Genomic DNA, 16,188 nt, shown 5'->3' on the forward strand with positions numbered 1-16,188 from the left:
GTGTCATGGATTGGTTTGATTGAGCTCTGCCACGAAAAAAGCTGTGACTTGATCCATCGTTTCTCCACGCACCAGATGGCGTTCTTCTCGCGAGATAAACTGCAGATTTGCTTCTGGATTTTCTGCCACAAAGGCTTCCACATCAGCATAAGGAATTTTCTCATCTTGGGTACCATGCCAAAATAAAAGGGGACGCTGTCCTAATTTCTCTGGTTGAGAAGACAGATCGTAAGCATCCATCCAGCTTAAAAGCTGACCATAATCCTCGGGTACAAAGAACCCAGCAGCGCCGGCGTGCATTTGGATGCGGTCACGGTATTTCAACATGGAAGGAGAACCCATGATACAAGCTGCCGCTGTGATTTCTGGATGCTGGCATAATAAACCACACGTGGTCATCCCTCCCATGGAGACACCGCCAACTGCGATCTGACCGTTGACCAAACCAAGATTTTCAAAAAAATCGACTAAGTAAGAAAACTCAAATAGATTGGTTTGGATACTTTGCCAAAAAGTTAAAGAAGGAATCTCCGATAGCTGGGTCTTGCGCTCCCCATGATTGGCTGCATCTGGCAAGACCACCCGAAAACCTTCTCTAGCCAACTTTCTGCCTTGTGTCAACACTAATTCTTTGCTCGTCTGCCAACCATGATAGTAAATAATCAATGGCAGCGGTTCATAAATCATTTCTTCTGGTACGACTTCTAAGACCGGAATATTCCCGATTTTTCTTTTTCGAACAGCTAATTTCATTCTTTTCCACCTCAGCTTAAGTATACAAAAAGTCGCCAAAAGCGCCACTGATACGCTGTAAAAAAAGATCATACCCGAAGAGTATGATCCGTTTTTTCGTTTATGAATGTAAGACCGCTTCTCGAGCCAATGCCAAACAACCGAGCGTTCCAGCGTTGTCTTCCAATGCTGGGGTCACGATATATTTGCTTAACTCAGGTGTTTCGACATACCCATTGACCAATTTTGCAAATGCGTCATGGACGTTTTGCAGCATATGGCGTTGTTTCATCACACCACCGCCAAAAATGATCACATCTGGAGAAAACATCAAAGTTGTATTGTAGGCACATTGAGCAATATAGGAGGCTTCGATTTCCCAATAAGGATCATCTTCTGCAACCTCTTGTCCTTTTTTCCCTAAGCGTTTTTCGATGGCGGGTCCAGCGGCCATCCCTTCTAAACAGTTGCCATGAAATGGACAGCTGCCAGCAAAGTCATCTTTTGGATGAGGGACGACGAGCATATGCCCCATTTCTGGATGACTAAATCCTTCGATAAAGCGCCCTTCTTGTAAGGCACCGCCGCCAACACCCGTACCGATCGTGTAGTAAACGACACTACTCAATCCTTTGCCACTGCCGAAGACATACTCACCATAGGCAGCCGCATTGACATCTGTTGTCCAAGAAATAGGGATCGGAAATTCTTTTTTCATGGTACCGATGAAATCAAAATTTTGCCATGCCAATTTCGGGGTTGAGGTAATGTACCCATAAGTGGCAGAATCGCGATGGATATCGATGGGCCCAAATGAGCCAATCCCAATCCCTGCTAAATCTGCTTGGTATTGTTTGAAGAAATCAATGACTAAAGGCATTGTTTCCTCAGGTGTCGTTGTCGGAAAGCTCACTCTTTCCTTGATCGTCATTTCTTCATCGCCAATGGCACACACAAATTTTGTGCCGCCTGCTTCAATCGAACCGTATAACATGCACATCGCTCCTTTTTTTCTAACTACTTGCTGAACTTGATGCTGCGGCATCATCTGCTTTGACGCGATCGATCGCTACCACTAATGCAATGATCAGGTCATCTAGATCTTCTTCATAGATCACGACTTCATAGGTATCGCCCCAAGAGATCCATTTTTTGTGGATCTCTGCGATCCGCTTGCCGTTGCGGTTGACCACAAAATCCATATCCCACCAATTGCCGTCCACATCGATGCCTTCTGCACTGATGGAATAGCGGGCTTTAAAAAATGTGAAATGTTTTTCTAAAACGATCGCTTCTTGGCCGTGGACTTCCACAAAAAATTTTGGTAATAAACTGAACACTTTTTTGGTGATCTCCGCGATCGGTCGCTGCTGCTCATTGAAGATTGTAAAACTTTTCGGGATCTTAAAAAAACTGCCTTCGACATAATAGCGAGGGTTTTGTAAGTCATCGGTCACGGTAAATTTTTCGCCGATGCTGAAAACCTTCTGTTTGATGTAAAGTTTCTTCAAATACTACACTCCTTTCTCTTTGACATCGCCCGTATTGATCACCGGCTGAGTGCCTTTATCGGTAATGATCGACACCAATAAATTATTGATCAGTTGGACTTTGCGGTCATCTGTGAAATTGATGTCCTGTCCGTCTTCGATTTGTTCTAACGCCATTTGTGTCATGGAGACGGCTCCTTCAACAATGATTTGCCGTGCTGATAAAATTGCTTTAGCTTGTTGGCGCTGCAGCATCGCACTAGCGATCTCAGTCGCATACGCGAGGTGATTTAAGCGGGTCTCTATGACTTCGACCCCAGCAACAGCTAATCGTTCCTGCAATTCTTTTGCCAGCTCCTCCGAGACTTCACTTGTATTGCCTCGCAACGTCAGATCATCGTCATTGAACGTGTCATAAGGGTATTGCGTCGCAATATGACGAATCGCTGTTTCACTTTGGATCTCAATGAAGTCTTGGTAATAATCGACATCAAACAATGCTTTAGCGGTATCTACAACTTTAAATACCACCACTGCCGAGATCTCGATCGGGTTTCCGTCTGAATCATTGACCTTCAACAGCGAACTGTTAAAGTTGCGGACTTTCAATGAAACATTGATTTTTTGGGTTAATGGGGTTGTCACAAACAAGCCGTTGTCTTTAATGGTTCCTAAATATTGTCCAAAAAAGAGGATCGCTTTGGCTTGGTTGGGTTGTACGATCGTTAACGAACTAAGGAAAAGAAGCGAAACGATCCATAAAAGAATACTGAGAACGATTTCGAGAACGCTCTCATTTACGAACCCATGATAAAACAAATAACCGCCGCCAACTAATAACCCGATCAGCACAACCAGTGCTAAATACCCATTCACATGAAATGTCTGTTTTTCTGTCATTTTTATTCCTTCCCTTCTTGCTCTTATCTTACCTTGGTTAAAGCCGCTGTGCAAATGTTCTTGCGCATATCAGCGACGATTCCCAATCAAGCTATTTTGTTTTCTGCAACTTTCCCGTTACAATTAAGGTAGGAAAAAATTTTTCACAAAAAGGAGTAATTCTTATGGCACAAAAAATTGACTTAGAAACGAGTAAATGGTCGTTGGAATCGATCATTAAAACGGTCGGCACCGATCTTTCCTCTGTTGTAGAGGTACAAAACAAAGACGGCATTGACGTTGTAGTGATCTCGAAAGACGAGTGGCAACATCTTTTGGAATTACTCGATGCGCGTCATGCAGAAGGCTATCGTCTAGAACAAGAGCTTCCTGAAGAAATTTTAATTGACGTTGCCGATACCGACAATCAGTATACAGAAGACGGCGAGTTAGAAATGGAACTGCCTGAACGTGTGCATCCAGCACCTGATTTTGAACTGGATTCAGAAGAAATCGTCGAAAGTGATGACGTACTAGATTAAACAAAAAAGCAAAACGGACCCGGGCTCGTTTTGCTTTTTTATAGCTCTTTTTCTTGCCTTTTGGTAATGACTGCTTGCAATCGTTCGATGGCAGGCTGCAATTCTTGTAGCGCCTCTTCTTCGGGTTCTAACTCTGCACACCGTTGCAGTCGCTCTAACCACATTTCTGGTTCTTTGACGCCCAACTGGCCAATGGCCCAATAAGCCGTTCCTCGAATCACTGGGCGCACGTCTTCTGTCGCACAGCGCCAAATCGCTGGCAAGGCACTGCGGTCTCCCACATTGGCTAAGGCGATGATGGCATTACGCTGCAGAGGTTTTTTCCCCCGCCAAGAGCCAGATAGATGGCCAAATTGTGCTTTGAAGGTTTTGTTTGATAAAGACAGCATCGGTTGCAGTTTTGGATAAACAGTATCGACTTCAGGCTCCATCTCTTGATGAAAATGGAAGTCCTTCCCCCGATTATAAGGGCAGACCAGCTGACAAATATCGCAACCGTAAATCACGTTATGCATCTTTTTGCGGTACTCTTCTGGCATCATGCCCTTCGTCTGGGTTTGATAAGACAAACAGCGCTGGGCATTCATTCGGCCATCGCCTAATAACGCTTTGGTGGGGCAAGCTGTCACACAACGCATGCAATCCCCACAACCAAACGGGACTTCTTCATCTGGTTCGAGAGAGATATTGGTGACGATCTCCCCTAGATAAACAAACGAACCAAATTCTTCCGTGATCAGCAAGCCATTACGACCGATAAAGCCAAGACCCGCCCGCTGCGCTGCCGCCACATCCACCAATTCCCCTGTATCGACTTGCGGTGCGAAACGCCATTCGACTTGTTCTTCCATCGTTTGCGCTTGTTCTTTGATAAAGGCGATCAAGCGATCCAATCGTTCTCGCAAAATATCATGGTAATCGATGCCCCACGAGGCACGGGCAAACATGCCGCGTTTTTCATCCCGCGGGACTTTCTCTTTGATTTTTGTCGGATAAGCTAAAGCGATCGCAATGATCGTTTGCGGATTTTCAAATGTCCGTTCAGGATAAATACGCTCTTCGATCACGGGATGCTCAAAACCAGACGTATGACCTTTGGCTTTTTGTTCCCGCAAGGAAGGCTCCAATGCCAAAAACGGCTCCGCTGAAGCAAACCCGATCTTGTCAATGCCAAGCCGCTTGCTTTCTGCAATAATTTTTTCTTTTAAAGACATGCTCGCTACCCTCTTTTGTCCGCTAAGCATCTGCTTCTCGGCTTTTTCTCTTCCCCTATTATACGTAAGCACCTGAAAAAAGTCGATGGTGCGGTTTGTTCCCCCCGTTTTTTTCTTTCTTTAAAAGAACACGTGTTGATTGTTTAAGATTTTAATTAATTTTATCGTTATTTTCCTCGCAACGATTGCATTGCCTTTTTCGAATGCTAGACTAGATAAAGGAATTAGAAAGAAATGAACAAATGAAATGGAGATGCTTATGACTCAATTACCCACCGGCTTGACTGCAGCAGAAGTCGCCAAGAAAACCCAAGAGGGGTTGCACAATGATTATGAAACAAAAACCAGTAAATCAACTGCTGCGATCATCAAAGACAATTTACTGACATTATTCAATTTTCTCAATCTATTGATTGGCGTTTTTTTATTTGCCGTAGGCGCCTATTCCAACATGTTCTACTTAGCGATTATTTTTGTGAATATCACGATTGGGATCGGCCAAGAATTGCACGCGCGTAATTTAGTAAAAAAACTCTCACTTGTTTCACCGCAAACGGTACGAGTGATTCGAGATGCCCAAATCCATGAGATTTCAGCCAAAGAATTGGTCTTAGAGGACGTAGTTATTCTTGGTGCTGGGGACCAAATCCCCGCTGATATGACGGTGCTTTCTGGACTAGTCGAAGTCAATGAAGCGATGCTGACTGGTGAAGCCGATCTGGTTGTCAAAGAAGCAGGTGCTTCCTTACTCTCAGGGAGTTTCATCGTCAGCGGTGAAGTGACAGGAACAGTCCTTCATGTCGGTGCAGAAAACTACGCAGCGAAACTAAGCAATGAGGCAAAGGTCCACAAACCGATCCGCTCTGAGCTGCTTGCTTCGATCCGTAGTGTATCCAAATTCACCAGCTATGTAATCGTTCCTTTAGGGGTGATTTTGTTCTTCCAAGCCTTTATGATGCGAGATGCTGGGATCAAGGAATCCGTCGTCGTTTCTGCCGCTGCCTTATTAGGAATGTTACCAAAAGGACTTGTCCTGCTGATCAGTATCGCCTTGACGACAGGTGTCATTAAATTGGCCAAAAAACGGATTTTGGTCCAAGACATGTATGCCGTCGAAACCTTGGCACATGTCGATACCCTTTGTCTGGATAAGACGGGGACGTTGACGGAAGGCCATATGGTTCTCGAATCGATCGTTCCTCTCCAAGCCGACAGCGACCCTAACATGCTCTTAGGGAATTATTTGGCAGCCAGTACGGATAACAATTTGACGATGCAAGCATTGCGTCAAGGCTGTCCTGAGCTAACGGATCATCAGCCGATCGACGTCGCTGCCTTTTCTTCACAGCGCAAATGGGGTGCTGTGGCTTTTGAACATCTAGGAAATGTCTATCTTGGTGCACCTGAAAAAGTCGCCGGCTCTGCTGCCTTGCCGCAAGTCATAGAAGCGCAAGAAGCTGGTCTACGGGTGTTGATTTTAGCCGTAGAAACTGATCCAAAAACGCCGACATCCTTTGACCCAACCAACGCACAAGCGGTGGCTGTCTTGATTTTATCCGATATCATCCGCCAAAACGCAGAAGAAACCTTGGCTTACTTAGCGGATCAAGGCATCGATCTAAAAGTGATCTCTGGCGATAATCCAATAGCTGTCGCAGCGATCGCCCATCGTGCAGGCCTAGCGAATGCCGATCAAGCCATCGATCTTTCTACCTTAACGACCGAAGCAGAAGTCCGAGAAGCTGCGACACGCTATACGGTCTTTGGTCGTGTGACTCCTGAACAAAAGAAACTACTCGTTCAAGAATTAAAAGCCAATCAACGGACCGTTGCCATGACGGGTGATGGCGTCAACGATGTGTTGGCACTACGGGAAGCCGACGTCAGCATTGCAATGGCTGCTGGCGACAGTGCGGCTCGTCAAATCGCTAACTTTGTCTTATTGGATTCTGACTTTACTACGTTGCCAGATGTTTTATTTGAAGGACGCCGCGTCGTCAATAACGTGACCAAAGCGTCGGGAATCTTCTTTATCAAGACGATTTACAGCTTCTTGCTCTCTTTGGTTTGTATCCTGACATCCAGCGCCTTTCCGTTCTTGCCGATCCAAATCACATTGATCGACTTAGCAATTGAAGGTTATCCATCTTTCTTCCTTTCCTTTGAAGAAAACAAAGCACCGATCAAAGGTCGTTACTTGCCGACAGTCTTGCTCAATGCGTTGCCAAATGCCTTGTTGGTGTTAGTCAATTACTTTGCGATCCGCTTTTTACAAACCGATTACGGTTGGTCGCAATTTGATACGACGACCTTGTTGTACTATTTGTTGATCGGGATCAGCTGTATCGCTGTGATTCGCGCTTGCTTGCCATTAAATCCATTGCGATTGTTCTTAGCGATTACCACTACCGTGGGGATCTATGTCGCAGCAATGCTTTTCCACGGATTGCTGGAAGTCGGTTTCTTGACCGCCGTAACATTGCCTTACTTCCTTGGCATGATGGCATTGAACATCTGCCTGTACGTGGGGCTTTCTTTCCTAACGAAGCGCTTTTCAGCCAAAGTGCTCGTTAAACAATCCTAATTGATTTTGCAGCATCGCTCTTTCTTGCTTTGTCCAGAAAGACGATGCTGTTTTTTTGTCCTCTCCATAGGTGCAACCATACAAGAAGAAAGAAATTTGGTATACTGAACCTGTAGGCGGTTTCAACAAGGACGGTGTTTCTTTGGAAAAGGCAACCCCCTTGTCAAACAGCCAAATTTAATCAGAAAGTGTTGGTGAAATTGGATGAAAAAAAGTATTTTACTCGTTTCTCACAGTCAGCAACTCACCGAAGGATTAAAACAGATGATCGAAGAAATGGCTGATGGCGAGTCAGTCACGATCTATTCTTTAGGCGGGACAGCAGAAGGAGAGCTGGGTTCTGACGCCACGAAAATCGTGGATGCCGTCAACGAATCCGCAGATGCTGAACTGATCTTAGTCTTTGCCGATCTAGGCAGTGCCGTTTTGAATGCCGAACTTGCTTACGACATGCTGGAACCTCAGCAACAAGAACGCTATCACCTGATCGACGCGCCGCTGGTGGAAGGTGCCTTTGCTGCAGCGATCACCGCTGGTTTTAGTGATGATTTGGCGCAAATCGTTGCAGAAGCAAAAAAAGCAGCCGAGAAAGGATGGCATGAAGCATGAAAAAAATCATTAATGATCCCTCAATGATCGTAGAAGAAATGTTGGCTGGTATCGTAGGCAGTTATCCTGAACTGGTCCATCAAGTCGCCGACTCACGGGTGATCGCTAAGAATAATCAAAAAGAACAAGTCGGTCTTGTTTCTGGCGGTGGGAGCGGACATGAGCCGGCCCATGCTGGCTTTGTCGGTGATGGGATGCTTAGCGCCGCCGTTTTAGGCGATGTCTTCACCTCCCCTACCCCCGACCAGATTTTGACGGCTATCCAAGATTCTGATCAAGGACAAGGCGTCTTGTTGATCGTCAAAAACTATACTGGCGATATCTTGAACTTTGAGATGGCCAAAGATATGGCAGAAATGGAAGAGATCACAACGGAGATCGTGGTCGTTGATGATGATATCGCTGTTGAAAATAGCACCTATACTGCTGGGAAACGAGGAGTTGCCGGTACGGTCTTAGTCCACAAGATTTTAGGCGCAGCTGCTCGTAATGGTGCCAGCTTAAGTGAATTAAAAACACTGGGCGATGCCTTGGTTGCATCGATCAAAACCATTGGGGTCGCATTAAAAGCGGCAACAGTTCCTGAAGTTGGGAAACCAGGTTTTGACTTAGCCGATGATGAGATCGAGTATGGCGTGGGCATCCACGGCGAACCTGGTTACCGTCGTGAAAAACTGAAACCCTCACGTGAACTAGCACAAGAGTTGGTGGAAAAAATCTTAGCGGATTATGAAAAGACCCCAGAAAAAGTCGGTGTCTTGATCAACGGTATGGGTGGTACGCCGCAAATGGAGCTGTTCGTTTTTGCCAATGATGTCGCGAAATTACTCGCAGAAAAAGACATCCCTGTCTCCTTCCATAAAGTCGGCAATTTCATGACTTCCATCGATATGCAGGGACTTTCACTGACCTTGATCGACTTCAGCGAAACGGATCACACCGATGCGTTAAATGAAGCCGTCACAACAATAGCCTGGTAAAGGAGCGAATAGAGATGCAATTGACAACAGAAACGGTGCAAGCATGGTTAGATACCTTCACGAAAGAAATCGAAGCAAACAAAGCCTATTTGAGCGATTTAGATACACCGATCGGCGACGGAGACCATGGCAACAATATGGCACGCGGCGTAGCTGCTTATCAAGAAGCTTATGCCAAACAACAGCCAACGACGATCAGTGATACCTTTAAAGTCTTCTCGATGGCAATGATCTCAAAAGTCGGCGGCGCTTCAGGTCCCCTTTATGGTTCGGCGTTTATGAATATGACTAAAGCAACGAAGGAACTAGAAACGATCGACTCCTTTGAACAATTAGGTACGATCGTTGAAGAAGGCTTGACGGGCATCAAAATGCGGGGAAAAGCTGAGTTTGAGGATAAGACCATGATCGATGTCTGGCAACCTGTCGCAGAAGCCTTGAAAAAAGGTGAATTGACCAAAGACACGATCGAAGCAGCGAAAGAACATACCAAAGAACTCGTTGCTAAAAAAGGCCGCGCCTCTTATGTTGGTGAACGTGCCATCGGTCATATCGATCCCGGATCGGCTTCTAGTGCGATTTTGTTTGACTCACTATTAACGGTGATAGAAAAGAATTAAAAAACGATGCTCTTACAAAGCACCGTTTAAGACAAAAGACAAACCTTATGATTACGTAAGGTTTGTCTTTTTCTTGCTTATTCCTCTTGTAAAATCGTTTGGGCAACTAGCTTCACGTATTGATCCATGCCATCTGGATTTGGATGGACCCGATCTTCATAGAACCATGATTCTTGGTCATTACTCAAATCATACCAATCGATCAAGGTCATATTGTCGTATTTTTCCGCCATGCGCTCCAACATCCGATTGACTTCATTTTGCCAACGCTGTGTCGGTACCCGCACATTGATCCAGTAGACTTTGCGATCACCGATCTCATTCATAAAGCTGTCAAATTGGGCTTCTGTAAAGGAACCATTCGTCCCTAGCCCCACAAGGACGGTATCCCGCAAAAGATTTTTTTCTTTCAAGTCTTTGATCAATTCAGGGCTCGCATACAGCTGGCGCCCAACATCCCCATCAACTACCGCTTGGGTAAAGACTTCTTTCAAGTCAGCCGTTGCATCCAGCATCACGGAATCACCAAAAGCCGTGATTTCAAGAGATTCTGCTTTTTTCACTTGAGCTGCTGTTAAATCATATTTTTCCATGATATTTTTTTCATCTTCACTCGTGCTCGCCTCATCGTCTGCTTCATTGCCTTCAGCATTCGCATTCTTTTGCGATTGCTCTGCCGCTTTTTTATTGGCCGCAATGTTGTCTTTCAACTGCTGCTGCTGGGCATCGACATAATTCGTCGGTGCGGTCACGACGCCAAACAAAGCAACGAGGGTAATCAGTAAGCTGGGCACTAACCACGGTTTTTTCCAACTAAAAATTGGTTTGCTGAACCAGCCGCGGACCGTTCTGAATGTATCTTTGTACTGGAATTTGCGCATTGGGTTTTCGATAAACCGATAGGACAATTCACTGATAAACAAGATCAAGAATAGTTCCACTAACGTGTGCATCAGCACGTTCTCCCCGATATTCCCCACTTTTGCTTCGTAAAAAATCATCACTGGAAATTGATACAAATAAATCCCATAACTACGCTTGCCGATATAACTGAAAATCGGATTACTCAATACCCGGTTCAAGCTGGCTCCGGGATGAGCGGTGACTGCCACAAGAATCGTACATAGGATACTGATCAAGAACATGCCGCCATAATAGACAAAGGTCAAATGATCATCTAAGAAAAAGAACGCTGCGATCAGACCAGCCAAGGAAGCAAAACCAGAGATATTTAAGACCCGTTTGGCTTTTTGCGGTATCTCTTTCTTCAAGTGGGTACTTGGCCAAATGAATGCTAAGGCACTCCCCATCCAGATCGAAAAGAGCCGCGTATCCGTTCCATAATAGACCCGTGTCGGATCAGCGCCTGGTGTGTAAAGGACCGCTAACAGAATTGCCGATAAAATCGTGACTGCAGCAGTAAATTTAAAGGCGCGATGCCTCTGCTTGCCGATTTTCATCAACAAAATAAACACTAAAGGCCAAATCAGATAGTTCTGTCCCTCCACAGCCAGTGACCACAGATGGGTAAAGGGGGATTCATTGCCGAACCGATCAAAATAGGATAACCCATGATTGATCTGCCACCAGTTGTTGTAATACAGCAGCGAGCTAACAAAAACCCCGCGCAAATTATTCAGCAGGTTTCGCTGGAACAAAGTGATATACGCTGCTGAGATAAGCAGCATCACCACCATTCCTGGATAGAGCCGTTTCATCCGCCGAACATAAAAATCTTTGACTTTGATTTTGCCGTTTTGATCCCACTCTTGCCTCAGCAAGTCAGTGATTAAATAACCTGATACGACAAAGAATACTGGAACTCCTAAATACCCGCCTCGCATATGAGTAGGTAGTAAATGATATAAAATAACGCCGATGACTGCCAAGGTTCGAATGCCGTCAAACCCGGTAATATAGCGGCTTGTGCTTAAACGTTTATTCATTTTTCAACCACTTTTCTCTAATTGATCCAATTGTTTCATAAAAAAACAATTTCAGCATGAACGCTATTGATTCCATACTCTCATAATTTACCAGAAATCCCCCATATAAAGCTAGCAACATCTGCTATATTTCAAAAAAATTAATTTTTGGCGAAAAAAAAGTACTTCTATAAAGAAATACTTTTTTCAACTCCTTTTTTACAGTTCTTCTTCATAAAACCGACCCAAAATCTGGACATTTTCCGCAATACTAACAAAGGCTTTTGGATCGGCTTCTTTCATAGCACTGCGCAGCATCGGCAGTTCAAAGCGTGTGACTACCGTCAGCAAAACCGTTTGTTTGTCATGCTTGTAGGCTCCTTCGGCTTCATTGATGATGGTAATGCCTCGCCGCATATGTTTTTGGATCGTTTGAATGACTTCTTCTGGGTTGCGAGTGATGATCGTCACCTGCATTTTCTTTTGCTTCGTAAAGACCGCATCCGTCACTTTTCCACTGACAAAAATCGCGATTGCACTATACAACGCATATTGCCAGCCAAACAAGATTCCGGCGGCGAACAAAATAACAATGTTAAAGAAAATCGATATCGAGCCGATCGTCTTCCCTGTCCGTTTGCGGATGGCAATGCTGACAAAATCCAGCCCTCCGGAAGAAAGACCATTCTTCAAGGCATAGCCGATCCCCACTCCATTGATGGCACCACCGAAAATCGCACAGATCATCGGGTCCGTCGTGACGGTTTCTTCTGGCAAAATTTGCACGAATAAGGATGTCAATAAAACAGTGATTCCAGTAAAGATCGTAAATTTGTGGCCGATCTTAAACCAGCCAAGAAAAAATAATGGCACATTCAACAATAATAGCGCAAGGGATAAGGGGATATAAAACCCGATCCATTCTCTTGAGATCGTAGTAATGATCTGAGCGACACCGGTAATGCCGCTGGAATAAATATTGCCCGGCTGATAGAAAAAATTGACCGCAATCGATGCCAGCAGTGCGTACACGATCGAGAATGAAAGTTTGTTGGCATATTCCGGATGAGGGAGCCATTTAAACAGAGGAGTCATTGCATTTCATAGCCTCACTTTTTTGATTTGCCTTTATTATACTTCAGCACATAAAAAAAGAAACGAGCAATGAAAGAAATGGGTGAATTCTCATGAACTTTTTTCATTCATTCACCAATTTCTATTTCATCACTCATTTCATCATGGGTTTAACGCTTATTCGTTTTCTTCAACCGTTGTTACATCAATGCTCAAGTCAAACAGTTGCATTGGCGAAACGGTACTTGGCGCTTGTGACATTGGATCAGCCGCTTTCCCATTTTTAGGGAAGGCAATGACTTCGCGAATGTTTTCTTCACCAGCCAAGAGCATGACTAATCGGTCTAACCCAAGGGCGATGCCGCCATGTGGTGGGAAACCATAATCCAAAGCATCCAATAAGAAGCCAAATTGATTTTGCATCTCGCGACGTGAGAAGCCTAGCGCTTCAAACATTTGCTCTTGCACTTCCCGTGTATGGATACGCAATGATCCGCCACCTAGCTCGTAACCGTTTAGCACGATATCGTAGGCTTGCGCATAGACTTTTGAAGGGTCTGTCGTTAACAACGGCAGATCGCTTTCTTTTGGCAATGTGAACGGATGGTGAGCAGAAACATAGCGACCTGCTTCTTCATCGTATTCAAATTGCGGCCAGTCAGTAACCCATAGGAAGTTGAATTTGCTCTCGTCGATCAAGCCTAATTCTTTTCCTAATTTATTACGGATCGCACCTAACGTCGCTGAAACGATCTCAAAGGAATCGGCACCAAACATCAGAATATCGCCAACTTCCGCATTGGCTGCTGCAATAATCGCGTCGGTTGCTTCCGTCAAGAATTTAGCGATCGGTCCTTTCAATCCATCTTCTTCAACTTTGACCCATGCCAATCCTTTGGCACCAAATTGGCCAGCGTAATGGCCTAGATTGTCCATGTCTTTTCTTGAGTATTTGTCTGCAGCCCCTTTGGCATTCAAGACTTTCACAACGCCGCCTTTTTCAAGAGCCATTTGGAAGACTTTAAAATCAACGTCTTTCACAACTTCTGATAAGTCGATAAGCTCCATGTCAAACCGTGTATCTGGTTTGTCACTGCCGTAGCGTCCCATTGCCTCATCATAGGTCATCCGTGGGAATGGCAAGGTAACTTCGATGCCTTTGACTTCTCGCATCACTTTTGCCAATAGCTCTTCCGTATAGGTTTGGATTTCTTCTGCCGTCAAGAAAGAGGTTTCGATATCGACTTGGGTAAATTCTGGTTGACGGTCGCCCCGCAAATCTTCGTCACGGAAGCAACGTACGATTTGATAGTAGCGATCGAAGCCGGCGCCCATCAATAACTGTTTAAAAATTTGTGGTGATTGCGGCAACGCATAGAAATGACCTGGATAGATCCGTGAAGGAACCAAATAATCCCGCGCGCCCTCTGGTGTTGATTTTCCTAGATAAGGTGTTTCGATATCCAAGAACTCGTTCGTGTCTAAGAAATTGCGGATCACTTGCGTCGTTTTCGCCCGCATCACGATGTTGTTCGTCATTTTTGGACGACGCAAGTCTAAATAACGGTATTTCATGCGAATCTCGTCGCCAACGGTTTGATCATCTTCAATCAAAAAGGCTGGTGTTTTTGCAGTGTTTAAAATCGTGATTTCGCTGATCATCACTTCATAGGCACCTGTCACCATTTTCGGATTGATGGCTTCTGGTGCACGATTGATTACTTGACCTGTTACTTCTAATACATATTCGCTGCGGCATTTGTCCGCGATTTCCCAGGCTTCTTTCGAAACCTCAGGATTGAAGACGATTTGCACGATCCCTTCCCGGTCGCGCAAGTCAATAAAAATCACGCCACCTAAGTCACGGCGCTTTTGCACCCAGCCTTTTAGTGTCACTGTCTGGTTTAAATGGGTCTCATTTACTAACCCGCAATATACTGTACGTTTTGTCATTCTTTTTCTCCTCACTCAAACATTTTGGTTGTCATTTCATCGTAGATCTCATCGAAGCGGGCATAAAGATCCGCTAACGGAAATTGTTTTTCTTCACGGCTTGCCATGGATTTGATATTGATCACTTGTTCTGCTAATTCTGTTTCGCCTAGAGTCAGAACCAACCGTGCCCCTTGCTTATCAGCAGATTTAAACTGGGCTTTGGCTTTACGATCCATGAAATCACGATCGGCAGAAAAGCCGAAATTACGAATCGCTTGCACGACTTTCAGCGCTTCTAAATTGGTTTCTTGTCCCAGACCAACCACATACGCATCTAACTCATTCAAAGCAGGAATCACAACTTCTTCGGCTTCCATAGTGATCAATAAACGTTCGATCCCCAAAGCAAAACCAAAACCAGGTGTTTCTGGTCCACCTAGCTCTTCCACTAAATGATTGTAACGACCGCCGGCACAGATGGTGGCTTGCGCCCCCATTTTTGGTGCCTCACTCATGATCTCAAAAATCGTGTGGGTATAATAATCCAGACCGCGCACCATATTCGAATCGACCTCATAAGGGATCTCCAACGCATCCAGCATACTCGTTACGGTTTTAAAATGTGCCTTGGCATCTGGCGTTAAGTAGTCTAAGATCGATGGCGCATCTGCCACAAATTTTTGGTCTCGCTTGTCTTTGCTGTCAAGAACCCGCAAAGGATTCTCATGCAAGCGGCGTTTTGAATCCTCACTAAGCTCCGCTTCATGGGGCGCTAGATAATCGATCAACGCTTGACGATAGTTTTGGCGTGTCTCTTTGTCACCTAATGAATTGATGACCAAGCGCAATTGACTAAGTCCTAATTGACGATAAAAATCCATTGCCATCGCCATTGTCTCAACATCGGTCGCTGGATTTGCTGAACCGAAAACTTCGACACCGATTTGGTGGAATTGACGCAAACGGCCTTTTTGCGGACGTTCATAACGGAACATTGGTCCCATGTAAAACACTTTATAAGGCTTCGTATGTTCTGGTCCGAATAGTTTGTTTTCGACATAAGAACGAGCGATCGGTGCGGTGCCTTCTGGACGCAACGTCACATGCCGCTCTCCTTTATCGTAAAAATCATACATTTCTTTTGAAACGATATCCGTTGTGTCCCCTACACTGCGGGCAATCACTTCAAAGTGCTCAAAAATCGGTGTCCGAATCTCATTGAATTGGTAATCGCGAAACACTAAACGTGCTGTTTCTTCCACAAATTGCCATTTTTCGGATTCTCCTGGCAAAATATCGTTGGTTCCTTTTGGACGTTGGTAACTCATCGTATGCATCCTCCTATTTGTTTCATGGTTGCCCATGTTCTTTGCTTTCATTACTTGTTTGCTTATTCACCTATTGCTTGTTGCTCGTTGATATGGGTGGGTTGTTCTCGTGTTTGGCTTTTGGGTTATTGCGCTTTTAGTGGTTGGTTGCTGCTGGTCATCATCTATTCTGTCTTGCTTCAAAAGACAATCCCAGTGATTCCTAGTACGGTTACTACGCTCCCTAGGGTCGCCTAGTACTGTTCATCATCTATTCTGTCTTGCTCCGCAAGCCAA

14 protein-coding genes are annotated in these 16,188 nt (G+C 44.9%); 5 read left to right on the plus strand and 9 right to left on the minus strand.

What is annotated here, in order from left to right; all coding sequences use genetic code 11:
- Positions 1-3: 3 nt before the first annotated feature.
- The 4 genes from A5877_RS06195 to A5877_RS06210 form a co-directional block, all read right to left on the minus strand.
- Positions 4-753, minus strand: coding sequence for an alpha/beta fold hydrolase (locus tag A5877_RS06195; RefSeq protein WP_176257009.1), 750 nt, complete (start codon positions 751-753; stop codon positions 4-6).
- A gap of 100 nt (positions 754-853) precedes the next feature.
- Positions 854-1,726: a fructokinase ScrK gene (scrK, locus tag A5877_RS06200; protein WP_002347415.1), complete on the minus strand. Its 873-nt coding sequence runs from the start codon at positions 1,724-1,726 to the stop codon at positions 854-856.
- Between the two features lie 19 nt (positions 1,727-1,745).
- Positions 1,746-2,243 (minus strand): LURP-one-related/scramblase family protein, encoded by a 498-nt coding sequence (locus tag A5877_RS06205; RefSeq protein ID WP_005233908.1) that lies wholly within the window; start codon positions 2,241-2,243, stop codon positions 1,746-1,748.
- Positions 2,244-2,246: 3 nt separating this feature from the next.
- Positions 2,247-3,122, minus strand: coding sequence for an SPFH domain-containing protein (locus tag A5877_RS06210; protein ID WP_086316572.1), 876 nt, complete (start codon positions 3,120-3,122; stop codon positions 2,247-2,249).
- Between the two features lie 164 nt (positions 3,123-3,286).
- On the opposite strand from A5877_RS06210, the gene A5877_RS06215 reads away from it, so the two are divergent.
- Positions 3,287-3,643, plus strand: coding sequence for a hypothetical protein (locus A5877_RS06215; RefSeq protein WP_008379558.1), 357 nt, complete (start codon positions 3,287-3,289; stop codon positions 3,641-3,643).
- Positions 3,644-3,681: 38 nt separating this feature from the next.
- On the opposite strand, the gene queG is transcribed toward A5877_RS06215, so the two are convergent.
- Positions 3,682-4,857, minus strand: coding sequence for a tRNA epoxyqueuosine(34) reductase QueG (gene queG, locus A5877_RS06220; protein ID WP_086316573.1), 1,176 nt, complete (start codon positions 4,855-4,857; stop codon positions 3,682-3,684).
- A 259-nt stretch (positions 4,858-5,116) separates the two neighbouring features.
- On the opposite strand from queG, the gene A5877_RS06225 reads away from it, so the two are divergent.
- From A5877_RS06225 to dhaL, 4 genes are all read left to right on the plus strand, one after another.
- Positions 5,117-7,441: an HAD-IC family P-type ATPase gene (locus tag A5877_RS06225; RefSeq protein ID WP_086316574.1), complete on the plus strand. Its 2,325-nt coding sequence runs from the start codon at positions 5,117-5,119 to the stop codon at positions 7,439-7,441.
- A 204-nt stretch (positions 7,442-7,645) separates the two neighbouring features.
- Positions 7,646-8,050: a dihydroxyacetone kinase phosphoryl donor subunit DhaM gene (gene dhaM / locus A5877_RS06230; protein ID WP_005228160.1), complete on the plus strand. Its 405-nt coding sequence runs from the start codon at positions 7,646-7,648 to the stop codon at positions 8,048-8,050.
- A complete protein-coding gene (gene dhaK, locus A5877_RS06235) occupies positions 8,047-9,030 on the plus strand; it encodes a dihydroxyacetone kinase subunit DhaK (protein ID WP_010750002.1) in 984 nt (327 codons plus the stop codon). Before dhaM ends, dhaK begins: the two co-directional genes overlap by 4 nt.
- A gap of 14 nt (positions 9,031-9,044) precedes the next feature.
- On the plus strand, positions 9,045-9,650 hold the full coding sequence (gene dhaL / locus A5877_RS06240) for a dihydroxyacetone kinase subunit DhaL (protein WP_016609484.1): 606 nt from the start codon (positions 9,045-9,047) through the stop codon (positions 9,648-9,650).
- A 77-nt stretch (positions 9,651-9,727) separates the two neighbouring features.
- On the opposite strand, the gene A5877_RS06245 is transcribed toward dhaL, so the two are convergent.
- The 4 genes from A5877_RS06245 to hisS form a co-directional block, all read right to left on the minus strand.
- A complete protein-coding gene (locus tag A5877_RS06245) occupies positions 9,728-11,596 on the minus strand; it encodes an acyltransferase family protein (RefSeq protein ID WP_074536791.1) in 1,869 nt (622 codons plus the stop codon).
- A gap of 198 nt (positions 11,597-11,794) precedes the next feature.
- Entirely contained in the window at positions 11,795-12,670 is an 876-nt protein-coding gene (locus tag A5877_RS06250; protein ID WP_005233887.1) for a YitT family protein, read from the minus strand.
- 156 nt (positions 12,671-12,826) lie between these two features.
- Positions 12,827-14,602: an aspartate--tRNA ligase gene (aspS, locus tag A5877_RS06255; RefSeq protein ID WP_008379543.1), complete on the minus strand. Its 1,776-nt coding sequence runs from the start codon at positions 14,600-14,602 to the stop codon at positions 12,827-12,829.
- Between the two features lie 11 nt (positions 14,603-14,613).
- Complete coding sequence (hisS, locus tag A5877_RS06260) at positions 14,614-15,912, minus strand: histidine--tRNA ligase (RefSeq protein ID WP_086316575.1); 1,299 nt, start codon at positions 15,910-15,912, stop codon at positions 14,614-14,616.
- Positions 15,913-16,188: the final 276 nt, after the last annotated feature.

The sequence above is a fragment of the Enterococcus sp. 3C7_DIV0644 genome, from assembly GCF_002141235.1.
In the GTDB taxonomy this organism is placed as follows: Bacteria; Bacillota; Bacilli; order Lactobacillales; family Enterococcaceae; genus Enterococcus_D; species Enterococcus_D entomosocium.